13 protein-coding genes and 1 pseudogene are annotated in these 20,031 nt (G+C 71.9%); 9 read left to right on the top strand and 5 right to left on the bottom strand.

Annotated elements, in window-relative coordinates; genetic code table 11:
- Nucleotides 1-146 precede the first annotated feature (146 nt).
- The 9 genes and pseudogenes from ACFWVP_RS15970 (at nucleotide 147) to ACFWVP_RS15930 (ending at nucleotide 12,555) form a co-directional block, all read left to right on the top strand.
- Complete coding sequence (locus tag ACFWVP_RS15970; RefSeq protein WP_384497055.1) at nucleotides 147-3,005, top strand: glycoside hydrolase family 3 C-terminal domain-containing protein; 2,859 nt, start codon at nucleotides 147-149, stop codon at nucleotides 3,003-3,005.
- Between the two features lie 61 nt (nucleotides 3,006-3,066).
- Nucleotides 3,067-5,340, top strand: a complete 2,274-nt coding sequence (yicI, locus tag ACFWVP_RS15965; RefSeq protein WP_384497053.1) for an alpha-xylosidase — start codon at nucleotides 3,067-3,069, stop codon at nucleotides 5,338-5,340.
- 480 nt (nucleotides 5,341-5,820) lie between these two features.
- Nucleotides 5,821-6,531, top strand: a pseudogene (locus ACFWVP_RS15960) (ABC transporter permease); the annotation flags it as partial.
- Nucleotide 6,532: 1 nt separating this feature from the next.
- Nucleotides 6,533-7,516: an ABC transporter substrate-binding protein gene (locus ACFWVP_RS15955; protein ID WP_384497052.1), complete on the top strand. Its 984-nt coding sequence runs from the start codon at nucleotides 6,533-6,535 to the stop codon at nucleotides 7,514-7,516.
- A gap of 153 nt (nucleotides 7,517-7,669) precedes the next feature.
- The gene (locus ACFWVP_RS15950) at nucleotides 7,670-8,239 is read left to right on the top strand and encodes a PadR family transcriptional regulator (protein ID WP_384497051.1); all 570 of its coding nucleotides are present in this window, start codon (nucleotides 7,670-7,672) and stop codon (nucleotides 8,237-8,239) included.
- The gene (locus ACFWVP_RS15945) at nucleotides 8,236-8,976 is read left to right on the top strand and encodes an ABC transporter ATP-binding protein (RefSeq protein WP_384497050.1); all 741 of its coding nucleotides are present in this window, start codon (nucleotides 8,236-8,238) and stop codon (nucleotides 8,974-8,976) included. Before ACFWVP_RS15950 ends, ACFWVP_RS15945 begins: the two co-directional genes overlap by 4 nt.
- Nucleotides 8,966-10,297 carry an FtsX-like permease family protein gene (locus tag ACFWVP_RS15940; protein ID WP_384497049.1) on the top strand — a complete coding sequence of 444 codons (1,332 nt, stop codon included), beginning with the start codon at nucleotides 8,966-8,968 and terminating at the stop codon, nucleotides 10,295-10,297. The genes ACFWVP_RS15945 and ACFWVP_RS15940 overlap by 11 nt, the downstream gene beginning before the upstream one ends.
- Nucleotides 10,298-10,504: 207 nt before the next feature.
- Complete coding sequence (locus ACFWVP_RS15935) at nucleotides 10,505-11,305, top strand: alpha/beta fold hydrolase (protein ID WP_384497048.1); 801 nt, start codon at nucleotides 10,505-10,507, stop codon at nucleotides 11,303-11,305.
- A complete protein-coding gene (locus ACFWVP_RS15930; RefSeq protein ID WP_384497046.1) occupies nucleotides 11,302-12,555 on the top strand; it encodes a PP2C family protein-serine/threonine phosphatase in 1,254 nt (417 codons plus the stop codon). The genes ACFWVP_RS15935 and ACFWVP_RS15930 overlap by 4 nt, the downstream gene beginning before the upstream one ends.
- Nucleotides 12,556-12,703: 148 nt before the next feature.
- Here ACFWVP_RS15930 and ACFWVP_RS15925 read toward each other — a convergent pair whose 3' ends face one another.
- The 5 genes from ACFWVP_RS15925 to xylB all read right to left on the bottom strand — a co-directional run bounded on the left by ACFWVP_RS15925 (nucleotide 12,704) and on the right by xylB (nucleotide 19,916).
- A complete protein-coding gene (locus ACFWVP_RS15925; protein ID WP_384497045.1) occupies nucleotides 12,704-14,596 on the bottom strand; it encodes an ABC transporter ATP-binding protein in 1,893 nt (630 codons plus the stop codon).
- A 63-nt stretch (nucleotides 14,597-14,659) separates the two neighbouring features.
- Complete coding sequence (locus ACFWVP_RS15920) at nucleotides 14,660-16,042, bottom strand: cytochrome P450 (protein ID WP_384497043.1); 1,383 nt, start codon at nucleotides 16,040-16,042, stop codon at nucleotides 14,660-14,662.
- Between the two features lie 189 nt (nucleotides 16,043-16,231).
- The gene (locus ACFWVP_RS15915; protein ID WP_384497041.1) at nucleotides 16,232-17,086 is read right to left on the bottom strand and encodes a hypothetical protein; all 855 of its coding nucleotides are present in this window, start codon (nucleotides 17,084-17,086) and stop codon (nucleotides 16,232-16,234) included.
- The gene (locus tag ACFWVP_RS15910; RefSeq protein ID WP_384497040.1) at nucleotides 17,086-18,363 is read right to left on the bottom strand and encodes a VWA domain-containing protein; all 1,278 of its coding nucleotides are present in this window, start codon (nucleotides 18,361-18,363) and stop codon (nucleotides 17,086-17,088) included. The genes ACFWVP_RS15915 and ACFWVP_RS15910 overlap by 1 nt, the downstream gene beginning before the upstream one ends.
- Before the next feature lie 71 nt (nucleotides 18,364-18,434).
- Nucleotides 18,435-19,916, bottom strand: coding sequence for a xylulokinase (gene xylB, locus ACFWVP_RS15905; RefSeq protein ID WP_384497039.1), 1,482 nt, complete (start codon nucleotides 19,914-19,916; stop codon nucleotides 18,435-18,437).
- Nucleotides 19,917-20,031: the final 115 nt, after the last annotated feature.

Below are 20,031 nucleotides of genomic sequence, written 5' to 3'. Positions count from 1 at the left end.
CACCCGGTTGAGGATGCTGTGCCCTTGACACCCACGGGGTCGGCCGCAGAGCATCGAAGCGCTTCGAAAGATCTTCTCCTCGGATCGAGGGTCCTTTCGCGGCTTGAAGACCGGAAAACCTCCCACCTCTCCAAGGGGACCCGCACGTGACGGACCATCCGCTTCCCTTCCGCGACCCGCAGCTCTCCTTCGCCCTGCGCACCGACGACCTGCTCGGGCGGCTCACGCTCGACGAGCGGATCGCGATGCTGCACCAGTTCGCCCCCGCGGTGGAGCGTCTGGGGATCGGTCCGTTCCGTACCGGACAGGAGGTCCTGCACGGAGTCGCCTGGATGGGACCCGCCACGGTCTTCCCCCAGGCCGTCGGGCTCGGCGCCACCTGGAACGACGAGCTGGTCCGCCGGGTCGGCGAGGCCGTCGGCAACGAGGTACGTGCCAAGCGCGCCCAGGACGACCGCGTCGGCCTCAACGTCTGGGCCCCGACAGTGAACCTGCTGCGTCACCCGCTGTGGGGCCGCGGCGAGGAGGGGTACGCCGAGGACCCGGCGCTCACCTCCGCCATCGCCGTCGCCTACACCCGGGGCCTGCGCGGCGACGACACCCGCTACTGGCGCACCGCCCCCGTCCTCAAGCACTGGCTCGCCCACAACAACGAGACCGACCGCGACACCGCCTCCTCCTCGGTCCGCCCGCGCGTCCTGCACGAGTACGACCTGCGCGCCTTCCGCGACGCGGTGAAGGCCGGAGCGGTGGCCGGTGTCATGCCCGCCTACAACCTGGTCAACGGCCGCCCCAACCACGTCTCCCCGCTCCTGGGACAGCAGCTGCGCGGCTGGACCGAACAGCCGCTCGTCGTCTGCTCGGACGCGGGCGCGCCCTCCAACCTGGTCGACTCCGAGCACTACTTCGACACCCACGAGGAAGCCACCGCCGCCTCCCTGAAGGCCGGCGTCGACAGCTTCACCGACCACGGCCAGGACTCCACGGTCATGACCGGCCGGATCCGCGACGCACTCGCCAAGGGCCTGCTCGACGAGAGCGACATCGACACGGCCGTCCGCAGACTGCTCGCCCTGCGCTTCGCGCTCGGCGAGTTCGACCCGGAACTCGACCCCTACGCGGACGTCACCGACTTCGACACCGCCGGGCACCGGGCGCTCGCCCTGGAAGCCGCGGAACAGTCCGTCGTCCTGCTCAAGAACGACGGACTGCTGCCCCTGGAACCGCGCGAGGGCCGGACCGTCGCCGTCGTCGGACTCCTCGCCGACGCCTGCAAGCTCGACTGGTACAGCGGCACGCTGCTGCACCGCTCCACCCCGCTGGACGGGCTCCGTGAGCGGTACGGCGCGGACAACGTCCTCTTCGCCGAAGGCGCCGACCGCGTCCGGCTGCGGTGCGCCGACGGCTGGCTGCGGGTACCCGAGACCGCTCCCGCCAAGGGTGGCGAGGCCCGCGGCGCGGAAGGCGCCCTCGACCCGGCACTCCTCGCCGGCCGCACCGACCTGCCGCCGCTGACCTGCGGCGACACCGCCACCGACCTGGCCCTCGTCGACTGGGGCGACGGCGTCCTCACCTTCCGTACCGACGAAGGCCTCTACCTCTCGGTCGCCGACGACGGATACGTCCGGGCGTCCGCGGACGAGCCGGGCGGCTGGATCGTCCAGGAGACGTTCCGCCTGGAAGCGGTGGAGGGACACGACGGCGGGCACCGCCTTCTGCACATCGGGACCGGTGGATACGTCACAGTCGCCGCCGACGGCGCGAAGGTTGCCGTGTCCGGCGAAAAGATTCCCGCCGCCGACGCCACGGTCTTCACGACACAGACCGTCGAGCGCGGCGAGGACGCCGTGGCCCGGGTCGCGGCAGCCGCCGACACCGTGATCGTCGTCGCCGGCAACGACCCCCACATCAACGGCCGCGAGACCGAGGACCGCACGACCCTGGACCTGCCCGCACAGCAGGACCGGCTGTGGCGCACCGCGCGCGCCGCCAACCCGCGCACCGTCCTCGTCCTCACCTCCGCCTACCCCTACGCGGTCACCGACGCGGCGGCCGAACTGCCCGCCCTGCTGTGGACCGCGCACGGCGGCCAGGCGGCGGGCACCGCGCTCGCCCGCATCCTCGCCGGCGACGTGTCCCCGGCCGGCCGGCTCCCGCAGACCTGGTACGCCTGCGACGCCGACCTGCCGGGCCTGCTCGACTACGACATCATCGGCTCCCGCCAGACGTACCTGTACTTCGACGGCACCCCCCTCTTCCCCTTCGGACACGGGCTGGCCTACGCCAACTTCACCTACAGCGGCCTGACGGCGGAGGCGGACGGCGAGGATCTGCGGGTGTCGCTGACCGTCACCAACGACGGGGCGGGCGCCGCCGACGAGGTGGCCCAGCTCTACGTCCGGGCGGCGGCCCCCGCCGCCGGCCTCCCGCTGCGCAAGCTGGTCGGCCACCGACGCGTGCACCTCGCGCCGGGCGCCGCCGAACGTGTCGAACTCCTCGTGCCCGTGGCGGAGCTCGGCCATTGGAGCGTGGCGCACGGCCGCTGGACCGTCGAGCCCGGCACGTACGAGATCCTGGCCGGCGCCTCCAGCACCGACATCCGGCTCACCACCACCACGGTCGTCGACGGCGAGCCGTCCGGCCCGCGCCCCGTCGTGACGCACGGCCTGGAGGCCGCCGACTACGACGAGCAGCAGGGCACGGAGATCCTCGACCGTACGAAGGTGGCGGGCGACACCGTCACCCCCGTCGAGGACACCGGCCAACTGCTCTTCCGTGCCTGCGACTTCGGCGGCGGCGTGCGGGCGGTCACCGCCTTGGCCGCGGGTGCCGGGTCCGTCTCGCTGACGGTGGACGGGCGGACGGCCGAGCTCGTGGTCCCCGCCACGACCGGACCGTACGACTACCGCACCGTCGAGACCCCGCTCGACATCGCCGGGGTGCACGACGTGCGCGTCACCCTGCGGGGATCCGTCCGCCTCGCCGGCCTCGGGTTCACCGCATGACGGCCGTGCGGCACGCCCCCGCCCCCCGACCGCTTCCCCGTGAACACGGCAAGGAGTCCTCATGAGGTTCACCGACGGCTTCTGGCTCATGCGTGAGGGCGTCAGCGCCTCCTACGCGACCGAGATCCGCGATCTGCGCGTCGAGGAAGGCCGGTTCACCGCGTACGCCGCAGTCAAGCGGGTGGCGGCCCGCGGCGACACGCTCAACACCCCGCTGATCACCGTCGAATGCTTCTCCCCGGCCGAAGGCGTCATCGGCGTACGCACCACCCACCACGCCGGGAAGGCCCGGCGCGGCCCCGACTTCGACCTCCTGCCGGGGGCGGGCGACGGCACCGCACCCGCCGCCCGCACCCGCAGGGACGGCGCCGTCACCGAACTCACCAGCGGTCCGCTGACGTTGCGCATGGACGGCGACGGGCCCTGGGGCATCTCGTTCCTCGACGCGGACGGGCGGCGCCTCACCGGAGTCGACGCCAAGGGCACGGCCTTCGCCACCACGCCCGACGGTGCCCACCACATGATCACCCAACTCGCGCTGGGCGTCGGGGAGAACGTCTACGGCCTCGGCGAGCGGTTCACCCCGTACGTCAAGAACGGCCAGACCGTCGACATCTGGCAGGCCGACGGCGGCACCAGCAGCGACCAGGCGTACAAGAACATCCCGTTCTACCTCTCCTCGCGCGGCTACGGCGTCTTCGTCAACCACCCCGGCAAGGTCTCCTTCGAGGTGGGCTCGGAGTCCGTCGGGCAGGTGCAGTTCAGCGTCGAGGACCAGACGCTGGAGTACTACATCGTCGCCGGCCCCACGCCCAAGGACGTCCTGGCCCGCTACACGGCCCTCACCGGCCGCCCGGCCCTGCCGCCGGCCTGGTCGTTCGGCCTCTGGCTGACCACCTCGTTCTGCACGTCCTACGACGAGGAGACCGTCACCTCCTTCGTCGACGGGATGGCCGAACGGGACATCCCGCTCAGCGTCTTCCACTTCGACTGCTTCTGGATGCGTGAGTACCAGTGGTCGGACTTCCTCTGGGACCCCGAGGTCTTCCCCGACCCGGAAGGCATGCTGGCCCGGCTCAAGGCGCGCGGGCTGCGCATCAGCATGTGGATCAACCCGTACATCGCCCAGAAGTCGGTGCTGTTCGCGGAAGGCGCCGAGCTCGGCCACCTGGTGCGGCGGCCCAACGGCGACATCTGGCAGTGGGACCTGTGGCAGCCCGGCATGGCGCTGGTCGACTTCACCAGCCCGGCTGCCCGCGACTGGTACGACAGCAAGCTGCGGATGCTCCTCGACCAGGGCGTCGACTGCTTCAAGACGGACTTCGGCGAGCGCATCCCCACGGACGTCGTCTGGCACGACGGCTCCGACCCGGAGCGCATGCACAACTACTACGCGCAGCTCTACAACCGCACCGTCTTCGAACTCCTGGAGAAGGAGCGCGGCACGGGCGAGGCGGTCCTCTTCGCCCGCTCCGCCACAGCCGGCGGCCAGCAGTTCCCCGTGCACTGGGGCGGCGACTGCTTCGCCTCGTTCGGCGCGATGGCCGAGTCCCTGCGCGGTGGCCTCTCCCTGTCGCTGTCCGGCTTCGGCTTCTGGAGCCACGACATCGGCGGCTTCGAGGGGACCCCCGACCCGGCGGTCTTCAAGCGCTGGCTCGCCTTCGGCCTGCTCTCCTCGCACAGCAGGCTGCACGGCAACGTCTCCTACCGGGTGCCGTGGGCGTTCGGCGAGGAAGCGGTGGACGTGACACGGAAGTTCACCCTGCTCAAGCACCGTCTGATGCCCTACCTGTACGGAGTGGCCACCGAGGCCCACCGCACGGGCGTCCCGATGATGCGCCCCATGCTGGTCGAGTTCCCCGGCGACCCGGCCACCCGCACCCTGGACCGGCAGTACATGCTCGGCCCGGACCTGCTGGTCGCCCCGGTCTTCACGGAGGACGGCGAGGTCGAGTACTACGTCCCGGAGGGCACCTGGACCTCGCTGCTCACCGGCGAACGGATCACCGGCCCCGCATGGCGGCACGAGACGCACGGCTTCGACAGCCTGCCCCTGCTGGCCAGGGACGGCGCCGTACTCCCGTGGGGCGCCGACGACCAGCGCCCGGACAGCGACTGGCTGGACGGCCTCACCCTGCGGGTGTTCGGCTCCGGCGGCGGTGAGCGGACCGTCACCGTGCCGGACCTCACGGGTGCCCGTGCCGCGGCGTTCCACGTCGTACGGGACGGCTCCGGGGTGCACGTCACCGCCGAGGGGACCGACCGTGCGTACCGCGTGAGCGTCGAGGACTCCGGCGCGACGGAGGAGGGGACGGGGACGGTGACCGTCGCCTGACCAGGGCGTTCCACGAAGACGGCGGCCCGGTGTGTACGGACACACCGGGCCGCCGGCCGTTCCCACCGTGCCCGCCGCCAGCCGGTCGCACTCGCGCCCCGGCCGTGTTGCCGGTCCTCAGCCGGATTCTCGGTCCCCGGTCCGGTCTTCGGGGCCGGTCCCCACCCGCGGCCCCCATGCCCCCATGCCCGTCGGTCCCGGGAGGAGAAGGGTGTGAGAAGCCCCGCACATCGGTGGGCCCGCCGGGCCCGGGACGGCGATCACGCGTACGGAGCCCGAGGCCTCAAGTTCGCCGTGCTCCCCCGGCACGCGCGGCGACGCGGCCGTGACCTGTGAGAGACACATCCGCACCGGTGCCGGTGCCGCTCGTGAGTCATGTCACCCAGGGTGAATCGCTCGGCATACATTCCGCCGGACCGGAGAGGTGTCCAGGCCGCTGGTGTGCTCCATCCCGGTCCACCGGCGCGGAACAGTGCCGGGGGACTGCAGGGCCTGCCCTGGTGGTCCGTCCTGCTGATCGTCGCCGCACTCGCCTGGACCATCGGCACCTGGCGCACCGCGCTCACCGCCGTGCTCGCCATGGCCGCCATCGGAGTCCTCGGCGTCTGGGAACTCTCCATGGACACGCTCAGCCAGGTACTCGCGGCCGTCGCCGTCACCCTCGTCCTGGGCTTCACCGTCGCCATCGGCGCCGCACGCAGCTCCCGACTCGAACGAATGCTGCGCCCCGTCCTGGACGTCTTCCAGACGATGCCGCAGTTCGTCTACCTGATCCCCGTCGTCGCCCTCTTCGGCGTCGGCCGCGCCCCCGCCGCCGCCGCGGCCGTCGTCTACGCGCTGCCCGCCGTCGTCCGCATCACCACCCAGGGCCTGCGGGGCGTGGACCCCGCCGCGATGGAGTGCGCCCGCTCACTCGGCGCCACGCCCGGACAGCAACTGCGCCAGGTCCAGCTGCCACTGGCCAGGCCCGCCCTGCTGCTCGCCGTCAACCAGGGCGTCGTCCTGGTCCTCGCCGTCGTCATCATCGGCGGTCTCGTCGGCTCCGGCGCGCTGGGCTACGAGGTCGTGTTCGGCCTCGCCCAGGGCGACCTCGCCACCGGCCTCGTCGCCGGCGGGGCCATCGTCTGCCTGGGACTGATGCTGGACCGGGTCACCCAGCCCACCACCCGCCGCCGGCATGAGGAGAGCTGACATGGCTCGCACCCGGACCCGCGCACGCCTGCGCACCTCCGCGGCCGTGGCCTCGGCCGCCGCCCTGCTGGCCGGCACCGGCTGCGGCGCCGCGGACATGACCAAGCAGGCGTCCCCGTTCGCGGCCCCCGCCGACATCAGGACCGTCACGCTCTCCGTGCAGTCCTGGGTCGGCGCCCAGGCCAACGTGGCCGTCGCCCGGAAACTCCTGGAGGACGAACTGGGCTACCGCGTCGACCTCGTACAGACCGACGAGGTCCCCGCCTGGGACGCCCTCAGCCAGGGCCGGGTGGACGCCATCCTGGAGGACTGGGGCCATCCGGACCAGGAGATGCTGTACATCGAGGACAAGAAGACCATCGTCCCCGGCGGCGACCTCGGCGTCACGGGCCACATCGGCTGGTACGTCCCGAAGTACTGGGCGGACGAGCACCCCGACGTCACCGAGTGGAAGAACCTCGACAAGTACGCCGACGAGCTGCGCACCCCCGAGAGCGGCGACAAGGGCCAGCTGATGGACGGTTCGCCGTCCTACGTCACCAACGACAAGGCGCTGGTGAAGAACCTCGGCCTGGACTACAAGGTCGTCTTCGCAGGCTCCGAGGCCGCGCAGATCACCCAGATCCAGCAGTTCGCCAAGGAGGAGAAGCCCTTCCTGAGCTACTGGTACCAGCCGCAGTGGCTGTTCAACGAGGTGCCGATGGTCGAGGTGGAACTCCCGGAGTACTCCGACGCGTGCGCGGCCAAGGCTCCGGAGGACATCGACTGCGCCTACCCGACGACCCCGCTCCAGAAGTACCTCAACGCGGACTTCTCCCGGCGGGGCGGGGACGCGGCGGCCTTCCTCAAGAGGTTCAACTGGTCGGAGAAGGACCAGAACGAGGTCTCCGAACTGATCGCCTCCGAACGGCTGGCGCCCGACGAGGCCGCCGAGCGCTGGATCGAGGAGAACCCGGACACCTGGAAGAAGTGGCTGGACAGGTGACCTGACCCGGGGAGCCCCATCGGAAAGGGCCTCGGCCGCCACGGCGGCCGAGGCCCTTCCGCGCGCTCACGGCCTTCGTCCCGCCATCCGCTTCCCGTTGTCGTTCCCCTATGACTATTCACTCAGTACATGTACCGAGTATATAGTCAGGCCATGAGCACCCGCCATGTCCTCCTGGGCCTGCTCGCCGCCGGTCCCTGCCACGGCTACGACCTCAAGCGACAGTACGACGCACGCTTCCCGCAGGCCCGCCCGCTCGCCTACGGGCAGGTCTACACGACTCTGCAACGCCTCGTCCGGGACGGGCTGGCCGCCGTCGAGGGCACCGATTCCGACGGCGGTCCCGAGCGCACCCTCTACCGTTCCACGGACGAGGGATCGCTTGAACTGGCCCGGTGGGCCGGCGAGATCACCGCTCCGGCCCCCTTCGTGACGAACGAGATCTTCGCGAAGGTCGTCGTCTCGATCCTGGTCGCGGCAGCCGGCACCCGGCCGGCGCGCGACGGCCGGACACCGGACGCGGCGACGCACCTGCTGGCCCAGCGTGCCGCCCACATGGAGCGGATGCGCGAGCTCACCGCACTCAAGACCACACCGGGCGCCGATCTCAGCACGGTGCTTTCGGCCGACTACGCGCTTGCCCATCTCGACGCCGACGTGCGGTGGATGACCACCACCGCCGCCCGCATCGACACCCTGACCGCGGAGGTCAACGCATCATGAGAACACCGGACGGACAGCTCTTCCGGGGGGAGACCGCGCTGATCACGGCACGCGGTCTGAAGAAGTCGTACGGCCGGACCGAGGCACTGCGAGGCGCCTCGCTCGACCTCCACGCGGGCGAGATCCTCGCCGTCACCGGTACCAGCGGCAGCGGGAAATCCACCCTGCTGCACTGCCTGGCTGGGATCGTGCGGCCCGACGAGGGCGTCGTCAGCTACGGGAGAGAGCAGCTCGACCGGGCGTCCGAGGAACGGCTCAGCGAGCTGCGGCGCGGCGAATTCGGGGTGGTGTTCCAGTTCGGACAGCTGATCCCCGAGCTCACCGCGCTCGACAATGTGGCACTGCCCCTGCTGCTCTCGGGGATCCGCCGAGGCCCGGCGAACGAGCAGGCCGGCGAGTGGCTGGAGCGCTTCGGGATCCGCGGCCAGGCGGACCTGCGCCCCGGTGGGATGAGTGGCGGCCAGAGCCAACGGGTCGCACTGGCACGGGCCCTGGTCACCGGGCCGAAGGCCGTCTTCGCCGACGAACCAACCGGCGCCCTCGACTCGCTCGCCGGCGAACAGGTGATGACCGCCCTGGTGCACGCCGCCCGGGAATCGGGCACCGCGGTCCTGCTGATCACCCATGACGCGCAGACCGCCGCGTACGCGGACCGAGAGGTGTGGCTGCGGGACGGGACCGTGCGTTCCGGATCCGCATCCGTCACCGATCAGGAGGTCGCTCGCCATGAAGGCTGACATCCGCATCGCCTGGATTCTCGCGCGCGGCTCGGAGCGCCGCGAGTGGTGGAGGATCCTGCTCACCGCGCTGGGCGCCGTGGCTGCGACGGGATTCGCGCTCGGGGCGGTGACGATCGCCGCCGTACCGGGGCAGGTGTCGATCCCGTACGGACACGGCCTGCTCAACCGGCCCGGCGAGCGCGCCGGTGTGGTGCTCGCGCTCCTGCTCCTCCTGATCCCCGTGCTGGGGTTCCTCGGCCAGTGCGCCCGCATCGGCGCCGTACACCGCCACCGGCGGGCGGCCGCGATGCGGCTCACCGGGGCGTCCTCCGCGCGGGTACGGAGGATCGCCGCGGCCGAGTCCACGTTTCCCTCGCTGCCCGGGGCGCTGGCAGCATTCGCCGTCTTCGCCGTACTGCTCGCCGTCACGGGGTACGCGCCGCCCCCAGTGGCCTGGGTGGGCTTCACGGCGATCGTCCTCGCCGTGCCCGTGGCCGCCGCCCTGGTCAGTGTCTTCGCCCTGCGTCACGTGGTCGCCTCGCCGCTCGACCAGATGCGCCGCACGGGCCCGGACCGGGGGCGCCGGGCGGTGTTCGGCTTCCTGTTCGCGGGCGTACTGATCGCCGTGGCGGGCCTGCTCGTGCTCACCCCCAGCAGCCTCAGCTTCGTGGCGTTCCCGCTGCTGGTCCTGGCCCTGGTGTTCGTCACCGGGGCGGGCGCCATCTGGACGGCCGGGGCATCGGCGTCCTTCCTGGGCCGACGGCTCACCCCGCGTGCGCAACATCCGGCGGTTCTCATCGCCGCGAGCCGCCTCGCGCAGGACCCCTGGGCGGCCGCGCGCACCCACGCCGCGCTCCTGCTGGTCACCGTCGTCGGGGTGGGCTTCGTGGGAGTGCGGGCCGTTCTGCTCGCCGACCTGCACGCGAAGGACCACCTGGCGATGGACCTGAGGTTCTACACCGCCGGCATCGGCGTGGCCGGAGCCGCCGTCCTGGTCGCCCTGGCGATCAGCCTCTGCGGACTCGCCGTAGGGACCGCGGAGTCACTGGCCACCCGCCGAAAGGGCCTCGCCGTCCAGGCCGCGGCCGGGGTGCCGCACGCCGTCCTGGCCCGGGCCGCGCTCCTGGAGACCGCGCTCCCGCTGGCACCGGCGCTCCTGCTCGCGGGACTCGGAGGGACAGTGGTGTACGTGTGCTACGCCGGCGTCGTCGGCGGGGCAGTACCGCTGCTCCCGCTCCTCGTCCCCGTGGGCGTCTATGCGGCCTGCCTGCTGGCCGCAGCGACATCGTTGCCGTTCCTGCGGCGGGTGACACATCCGGCGGAGCTGCGGTTCACCTAGCGGCGCAGGCCACGGGCCCGGTCGGTCAGCGCGGGAGCGTCGGTGGCCGCCCTCGCGCAGCGTGACCGGGATGGTGACCGGGGCGGCAGCCGACCCGCGCTCCCGTCGTGAGCGCACGTCGGCGGTCACGCAGGGTGATCCACACGGGTGGGCGGCCTTCCTCCGGCAGACCAGGCCGTCATGTGCCGGGGGTGCCAGGATGGTCCCATGGACGTGCGGAAGAGGAACCGGGTACGGGTGACGGGCCGGGAGAGCGGCCCGGTGGTGATGCTCGCCCACGGATTCGGATGCGATCAGAACCTGTGGCGTCTCGTCGCGCCCGCACTGGAAAAGCACTTCCGTGTGGTCCGCTTCGATCATGTGGGGGCCGGGCATTCCGATGTGTCCGCGTGGAGCCCCGAGCGGTACTCCACCCTGGACGGCTACTCGCAGGACGTGATCGAGATCTGCCAGGAGCTGGGCCTCGGTCCCCTGACCTTCGTCGGGCATTCGGTCAGCTCCATGATCGGTGTTCTTGCCGCCGTCCAGGAGCCCGGGCTCTTCGACAGGCTGGTCCTCCTCACCCCCTCGCCGTCATACATCGATGACGGCGACTACCGGGGCGGATTCAGCGAGCAGGACATCGACGAACTGCTCGAGTCGCTGGACAGCAACTACCTGGGCTGGTCCGCGACAATGGCACCGGTGATCATGGGGAACCCGGAGCGTCCCGAACTGGGTGAGGAGCTGACCAACAGCTTCTGCCGAACGGATCCGGAGATCGCCCGGGTCTTCGCGCGAGCGACCTTCCTGTCCGACAACCGGGCGGATCTCGCCGAGGTGACCGTTCCGACGCTCATCGCCGAGAGCGCGCACGACACGATGGCCCCCCGCGAGGTGGGCGCCTTCGTCCACGCGCAGATCCCCGGCAGTGAACTGGTCACTCTGGACTCGACGGGCCATTGCCCCCAGTTGAGCGCCCCCGAGGAGACGGCCGAGGCGATCATCGCTTTCGTGCAGGGGCCGTGACGGTGTCCCCGGGCGACGGCGACACCGACGGGCTGTGGGCGGCAGGGGACCGTGACCAGGAGCAGCTGTCGTTCTCGGCCCTGCTGGAGGACAGCGTCGAGGACCTGTACGAGAACGCGCCGTGCGGCTACCTCTCCACACTGATGGACGGGCGGATCGCCAAGGTCAACGGAACGCTGCTGAAATGGCTCGGCTACCGTCGCGACGAACTGGTCGGCCACAGACAGTTCTCCGACCTGCTGACCATCGGCGGCAGGCTGTACCACGAGACGCACTTCTCACCGCTGCTGCGGATGCAGGGCGAGGTCAACGGCATCGCCCTGGAACTCAAGGCCGCGGACGGCAGCCGGCTGCCCGTCCTGGTCACCTCCACCGTCAAGCAGGGGAGCGACGGCGAACCCCTGCTGATCCGCACCACCCTCCTGGACGCCCGGGACAGGCGTGCCTACGAGCGTGAACTCCTGCGAGCCCGGCAGGAGGCCGAGCACGACCGCGAACGCCTGCAGCGCCTTGCCACGACCCTGCAGCGCACCCTGATCCCGCCGGCTCTCGAACCGGTTCCGGGCCTGGACGTCGCCGCGCACTACCACTTCGCCTCCCCCGACGAGGTGGGCGGTGACTTCTACGATCTGTTCCCGCTGGCCGCCGGACGCTGGGGGTTCTTCATCGGGGACGTGCGCGGCAAGGGTGCCGGGGCGGCAGTGGTGACGTCCCTGGCGCGGTACACCCTGCGCGCCGCAGCGGTCTCCGATCCCGTACCGGCCACGGTCCTGGGCAACCTCAACACCGCGCTCGACCAGCATTTCCATGCGGACGAACCGACCTTCTGCACGGTGATTTTCGGCCTGCTCACCCCCGTGGGGAACGACGCGGGATTCCATGTCGTCCTGGCCGGTGGCGGCCACCCCCCTGCCGTGCTGCTGCGTGCCGACGGCAGCGCCGACCCCGTGCCGACGCCGGGCGGCCAGCTGGTCGGCGTCGTGCGGGACGCGCAGTTCACCACCACCACCATGCACCTGGGCCCCGGTGACACCCTGCTGCTCCACACCGACGGACTGACCGAGGCGCGTACCGGGAACGCGGGTGAACGCTACGGCGACGAGGCGCTCCTGGACTTCGCGCGGTCCCTCGCCCCCACCTCGGCCGCCGGTACCGTCGAAGCCCTTGTCGCACTCCTGGACTCCTTCGGCGAGGGACTCGACGACGACACCGCGCTCCTGGCGATGAGCGTGCCCCCAGGCGAGCGGTGAGGGTCCGGAGCCGAGGGCGGCGATCAGGCGGCAGAGTGGTCGAGGTCGACGGAAGCACCGAGGTGCGGAGCGCCTGGTCCGGCTCCGCACCTGAACCACATCAGGCCGCACGGTGGGGGCACGGAGCGGAGTCCGTGGGATGCGGCGGTCAGCCGACGGGCCGGGCCACCTCCTCCGTTCCGGGCCGCTCGAACTGGGTGCGGTACAGCTCCTCGTAACGCCCCCCGACGGCCAGCAGCTCCTCGTGGGTGCCCCGTTCGACGACCCGGCCCTCCTCCACGACCAGGATCAGATCGGCGGCCCGCACCGTCGAGAGCCGGTGCGCGATCACCACGGCCGTACGGCCCTCCAGGGCTTCGGCCAGGGCCTCCTGGACGGCCGCCTCCGAAGTGGAGTCCAGGTGCGCGGTCGCCTCGTCCAGGATCACGACCCGCTGACGGGCCAGCAGCAGCCGGGCGATCGTCAGCCGCTGCCGCTCCCCACCGGAGAGCCGGTAGCCGCGTTCGCCGACGACCGTGTCCAGACCCGCGGGCAGCGAGGCCACGAGCCCGTCCAGGCGGGAGCGGCGCAGCGCGTCCCAGATGTCGTCCTCGCTCGCGTCGGGCCGGGCGAGCAGCAGGTTGGCGCGCACCGACTCGTGGAAGAGGTGCCCGTCCTGGGTGACCATGCCGAGCGTCTCGCGGATCGAGTCCGCGGTCAGATCGCGTACGTCGACGCCGTTCAGCCGTACGGCACCCTCGTCGGTGTCGTACAGCCGCGGCAGCAACTGCGCGATCGTCGACTTCCCCGCACCGGACGAGCCGACGAGCGCGACCATCCGGCCCGGTGCGGCGGTGAAGGACACGTCGTGCAGGACCTGGGTACCGCCCCGGGTGTCGAGCGTCGCGACCTCCTCCAGCGAGGCGAGGGAGACCTTGTCGGCGGCCGGGTAGCCGAAGGACACCCCGTCGAACTCGACGGACACCGGCCCGTCCGGCACCCGGCGGGCGTCCGGCTTCTCCGCGATCAGCGGCTTCAGGTCGAGGATCTCGAAGACCCGCTCGAAGCTGACCATCGCGCTCATCACCTCGACCCGGGCACCGGCCAGCGCCGTCAGCGGGGCGTACAGCCGGGTGAGGAGCAGGGCGAGGGCCACCACGGCACCGGGCTCCAGGCTGCCGCTCAGCGCGTGGTAACCGCCCAGGCCGTAGACCAGGGCCAGGGCCAGCGCGGACACCAGGGTGAGTGCCGTGATGAAGGTGGACTGCAGCATCGCCGTCCGGATGCCGATGTCACGGACCCGGCCCGCGCGGGCGGCGAACGCGGCGGACTCCTCGGAGGGACGCCCGAAGAGCTTGACGAGCGTCGCCCCCGGTGCCGAGAAGCGCTCCGTCATCTGGGTGCCCATGGTCGCGTTGTGGCCCGCGGCCTCCCGCTGGAGCGCCGCCATGCGGGAGCCCATCCGGCGTGCCGGTACGACGAACACCGGCAGCAGGACCAGGGCGAGCAGGGTGATCTGCCAGGAGATGGTGAGCATCACGGCCAGGGTCAGCAGCAGGGTGACGATGTTGGAGACGACCCCCGAGAGCGTGTTGCTGAACGCCCGCTGCGCCCCGATCACGTCGTTGTTGAGCCTGCTGACCAGCGCACCGGTGCGGGTCCGGGTGAAGAAGGCGACCGGCATCCGCTGCACGTGGTCGAAGACGGCGGTCCGCAGATCGAGGATCAGTCCTTCGCCCAGCGTGGCGGACAGCCACCGGGTGAGCAGGCCGAGCCCCGCCTCGCAGACGGCGATGAGGGCGATGAGCAGGGCGAGCCGGGTGACCGTGCCGCTCCCGTCGCCCCGCACGATCGCGTTCACGACGCGGCCGGCGAGCACCGGTGTGGCCACCGCGAGCAGGGCGGTGACCACACTCAGCAGCAGGAAGCGGCCGATCCGCCCCCGGTGCGGCCGGGCGAACGCCGCGATGCGGCGCAGTGTGGCACGGGTGAAGGGCCTGCGGTCCTCCTGCGCGTTCATCGCACTGTGGAGCGATGTCCACGCGGTGACTTCCATGTCCATGCGAGTGCCTCCGGAGTCGGGTTCCGTACGCATGGCACGCTATGACCTCAAGGAAGCTTGAGGTCAACCCCGGGGTATGGCGCGCGCCCGCACCGTCGCCATGACCTCCCGGTCCGGCTGCAGTGTCAGCGTCGGTACGGGGTTGATGATGCCCGGGTCCACCTCCAGCTCGAAGCGGCGCGCCAGCACGGCCAGGATCAGGACCGACTCGACCATCGCGAAGCGCGTACCGAGGCACACCCGGGGCCCGCCGCCGAACGGGAACCAGGCGTACTCCGGGATCTCGTCGCCGTGCTCGGGGTCCCAGCGCTCCGGGCGGAATTCCTCCGGCCGCGGGAACCACCGCTCGTCCCGGTGCGTGGCCCACTGGCTGCTCCACACCCGGGTGCCCACCGGCATCGGTACGCCGCCGATCCGGGCCCCTTCCTTGGCGACCCCGGTCACCAGCCAGATCGTCGGGTACAGCCGCAGGGTCTCCTTCACCACGGCCTGGGCGTACGTCAGTTGCGCATAGTCGTCGATGCCGGGCTCCCGGTCGCCGAGCACCCGGTCCAGCTCCTCGGCGAGGGTGGCCCGCGCCCCGGGGTTCCTCGACAGCAGATACCAGGCCCACACCAGGGTGGAGCTGGTCGTCTCGTGGCCGCCGATGTAGAGGGTGACCGTCTCGTCGCGGATCTCCTGGTCGGTGAGGTGCGCCCCCGTCTCGTCCACCGCGGTGAGCAGCCGGCTCAGCAGGTCGGGACGCTCCCCGTCCCCCTCGCGGTGACGGGCCACCACCCGGCCCACCTCGGCGTCGATCACCGCGGCGGCCTTCCTGATCCTGGCCCGGCCCGGCGTCGGGACCCAGTCGGGCAGGACGGCGCCGAGGCCGCTGAACTCCTTGCCGATCTCCTGCTGGGCGATGTCCATGGCCCGGCCCATCGACTCGGCGTCGGCCGGGGTGTCCACACCGAAGATCGTGCGGACCGCGATCTTCTGCGTCAGCGCCGCCATCTCCCGCTTGACGTCGACGCGTTCGCCGCCCGCCCAGGTGTCCGCGAGCTCCATGGTGCTCGCCGTCATCGTCACGGCGTACGACTTCACCTGCTTGGGCCGTACGGACGGCTGCACCAGCGAGCGCTTGCGCCGCCAGTCGGAACCCCGTGCGACGACCACGCCGTTGCCCATCACCGTACGGAACGCGATGCCCAGCAGGGGCTGGTCGAAGGTGCGCTCCGTCTCCGTGAGGAGTTCGCCGATGTACTCGGGATCGGAGATGAACACACAGTCGTTGCGGCCGAACCGCCAGCTCACCATGGTCCCGTAGCCGCGCAGCCGCTCGAAGAAGCCGAGCGGATCCTTCCCGAACCGAGGCAGGCTCCCGAGGAGGGGAAGCCCTCTGGGGCCCGGCACGGGCAGCCGGCCGCGCGGCTCGGTTCCGACATCCGCACCGGTTTCCGTGGACATGGGGCTCCTGTCATCCGCCGTGCACCTGTGGTGCGTTGCCAATCTCTCACGCCGGAACGGGTGTGCGGAGGCGGTGGCGCGATACCGCCCCCGTCCTCGGGACCGCCCCACGCGAAAGGGCCGCAGGCCGGGGGATGACACCCCGGCCCGCGGCCCTCACGCGGTCCTTCAGGACGGCGTCCCTCGAAGTCAGACGCCCGGCGGCACCCGGGACGGCCGCCCGCCGCCGCGGGTCAGGCCGTAGCCGAACACGGCCGCCAGCGACGCGAGTACGCCGCCGCCCACCGTCCATAGCCAGCGGTCGGTCCACCAGCCGGAGGCCCAGCCGTCCTCCGGCTCGCTGCCGAGCGAGACCCGGGGTCCGTCCGCACCGTCGTCACCGTCGGCGGCCTGCTCGACCGAGGACGCGCCGGGCACCAGCGGTTCGGCGAGCGCGCCGTCCACGTCGTGGGCCCCGCCCGTGTCGAGGGAGGTCACCTCCGTCTCGACGTGCACCGGCAGGCCCAGGTCCTCCTCGGCCGCGTCGACGACCGTCAGACGTACGTAGTAGCTGCCGGGCAGCGGGTCGTTCGCCCACGGATCGGACCAGGCACGCACCGGGCGCAGCACACAGGACAGCTCGACGGCGGTCGCGTCCGGCGCAGCCTTCCTGGTCTGGTGGCCGTACACGCAGGCCTGGCGGCGGCGCAGTCCGTCGTACACGTCGACCTGCCAGGTCGACGTGCCCTTGCGGGCCGCGTCCTCGGGCAGGGTGACCTTCGCCCGGACGGTGGGGCGTTGGCCGGCGTCGGCGGGGAACACCCAGTACAGGTAGTCACCCGTGGAGGCGTCCGCGGTGGCGGTCCGCTCCTGCTGGATCGCCGTGGCGGTACGGAAGGTCGTACCCGCCTCCGTCGGCCCCGCCGCCTCGCCCTCGGCGGGGCTCGCACTCGCCGAGGGGTCGTCCGCGACGGCCCCGCCCGCGGAGGTCAACAGGGTGACGCCGGCGAGGAGAGCGCCCACGAGGCCGCGCCTCACGCCGTTGCTGCGGATGGTGGTACGCATCAGTTGGTCCTCCATACGGCGACACGCCAGCGCGAGATCCAGCCGAACAGCAGGCCCGCGACCAGTCCGGTCAGGACCATGACACCCAGCAGCCACCAGCCGCGGCCCAGGCCGAACGCGGCCACGTCGGCGGCGTCTTCGGGTGCGCCCACCAGATCGATGGTCAGCTCGACGGGCATGCCCGGGGTGGTCTTCACGGACTCGGGCGCCGAGAAGGAGTTGCTGAGCTGGAGGCAGACGGTCTCGGCGGCGGGCTTGACGTCACCGTCCACGTCGTCCTGTTCGGCCTTCGGGTAGCGCAGGCCGGAGGAGACGGCATCGGTGCGCCCGGTGCCGGACTCCGCGCCCCGGACGATCTCACGGCCGTGCACGGTCACCGCGCGCAGCAGAACGCCGTAGTCGTTGTTCACGGCGCGGTCCGCCGCCACGCTCACCGCGGCGCGCAGCTCCTGGCCGGGCAGCACGTCCACCCGGTACCAGCGGTGCTTGCCGAACTCCTGCCGGTCGGTGTAGAGACCGGGCTCCAACCTGGGGGCCGCGGAACAGCTGCCCGCGCCCTCCGTGGCCACCGGGGTGACGACGGGCTCCGCGGCCCGCTCCACCAACTGCTTTACCCTGCCCGAGAGTTCGTCGGTGTGCTGGACGGCAGTGTACGTACCGCCGGTTGCCTCGGCGATGCAGGTCAGCTGCTGCCGGATCTTGGCGTCGGGCACCAGGCCCAGCGTGTCGATGACCAGGTGGATCCCGCGGGCGGCGATCTCGCGCGCGACCTCGCACGGGTCGAGCGGGCCGCAGGTGTCCTCGCCGTCGGTGATCAGGACGATCCGGCGGGTGGAGTCCCCGCCCTCCAGATCGTCGGCCGCGCCGAGCAGTGCGGGCCCGATCGGGGTCCAGCCGGTCGGGGCGAGCGTGGCGACCGCGGCCTTGGCCTCGGTGCGGTCGAGCGGGCCGACCGGGTAGAGCTGCTTGGTGTCCTTGCAGCCGGTCGCGCGGTCGTCGCCCGGGTAGTCGGCGCCGAGCGTCCGGATGCCGAGCTGCACCTCCTCGGGCACCGCGTCCAGCACGTCGTTGAAGGCCTGCTTGGCGGCCGATATCCGGGACTGCCCGTCGATGTCGCGGGCACGCATGGAACCGCTGACGTCCAGGACGAGTTCGACCTTGGGGGAGGCGGCGGAGGAGGGTTCGTCGGCGGCGGCAGGGAGCGCGGTGCCGAGCCCGGCGGCCAGGGTGGCGAGCAGGATGCCCACCCCGGCCGTCAGCCGTTTTCTTATGATCATCGACGGATCCTATTGAAGATCCGCGGCCATCCCCAAAACCGGTCGGGCGTACGGTGACACCTACCCTCGGCTCAACCGCCCAGCAGCGGTCCGGCCGCCCGGTCCAGCACCGAACCGATGCGGTCCCAGGCCTCCGTGTCCCGTTCCACGGGCGGGAGTTCGGCGTCCTCGGCCTTCGCGTTCCAGCGGGTCGCCACGGCCACCGGGTCGCCGTCGCCGGCCGCGGACGCGGCGAGCGCCGCGGCGCCCAGCGCGACCAGTTCACCGCTGCCGGGCACGATCAGGGGCCGCCCGGAGAGGCGGCGCACCGTCTCCACCCAGGTGCGGCCCTGGGCGCCGCCTCCGATCAGCCGCAACGGCCGGCCGGCGACCTCGGGGTCGGCCGGGTCGAGGCCGCACGCCCGCAGGAGTTCGTCGAGCGCGCGCAGCACGGTGAAGGCCGCGCCCTCGTAGGCGGCGCCCAGCAGTTGCTGCGGAGTGGTGTCGTGCCGGAGCCCGGTGAGGAGACCGGAGGCGGTGGGCACGTCCGGGGTGCGCTCGCCGTCCAGGTAGGGGAGGAGGACGGCCTCGCCGCCGGGAACCGCGTCGTCGCGGTGCAGGCCGAGCAGGGCGGCGACCTTGTCGACGGCCAGGGTGCAGTTGAGCGTGCAGGCCAGCGGGAGGTACGTACCGTCCGCTGCCGCGAAGCCGGACAGCGCGGTGGAGTCCGGCCGGGTCCGGGACGCGGCGAAGACCGTGCCGGACGTGCCGAGGCTGAGGACGGGGTGGTCCAGGAGCCCGGCGCCGCCCAGTCCGAGGCCCACGGCGGCGCTCATGTTGTCACCGGTGCCGGCCGCGACGGCGATCCCGGCCGGCAGGCCGAGCGCCTCGGCCGCGGAGGCAGTCAGAGAACCGATGCGGGTCGCGCCGGTGGCGGCGAGCGGGGGCAGCATCGAGACGTCCAGGCCGAGCAGATCGAGGAGCTCGGCGTCGTAGCCGCCGGTGTCGGTCGAGTACCAGCAGGTGCCCGAGGCGTCGCCCGGGTCGGTCGCCGCTGTGCCGGCGAGCCGCTCGGTCAGGAAGTCGTGGGGCAGTCGCACGGCGGCGGTCGCCTCGGCGTTCGCCGGGTCGTTCTCGCGCAGCCACTGCCACTTCGTGGCCGTCATGGCGGCGACCGGCACCGAACCGGTCCGCGCGGTCCAGGCCTCCGGCCCGCCCAGGGCGGCGATCAGCGCGGCGGACTGCGGGGCGGAACGGGTGTCGTTCCACAGCAGCGCCGGGCGCAGCGGCCGGCCGGAGCGGTCCAGGGTCACGAGGCCGTGCTGCTGTCCGGCGACGGCGATACCGACGACGCAGGACGCGGAGAGGCCGGATTCCTTGAGTCCGGCGGCGACGGCGTCGCACAGCGCCCGCCACCAGACCTCGGGGTCGCTCTCGCGCGCCCCGCCCTCGCCCGTGACCACGTGCGGGGCGCGGCCGACGGCGAGCAGCTCACCGGTCTCGGTGTCGGTGACTGCCGCTTTGGTGGACTGGGTGGAGCTGTCCACGCCGATGACGACGGTACGCGGCGGCATGGGCTACCTCTTCTCGTGCGGGTGGTGAGTGTGCGGTTCCGGTCAGGCCGATTTTGATCGTGCGACAAACAAATTACGTGATGGGGGGAGTCCGGAACAGAGGTCTCCCGTGTTT

The organism is Streptomyces sp. NPDC058637 (assembly GCF_042717325.1).
In the GTDB taxonomy this organism is placed as follows: domain Bacteria; phylum Actinomycetota; class Actinomycetes; order Streptomycetales; family Streptomycetaceae; genus Streptomyces.
Note: the sequence above shows the minus strand (reverse complement) of the source record. Positions and strands in the feature narration are given on the sequence as shown.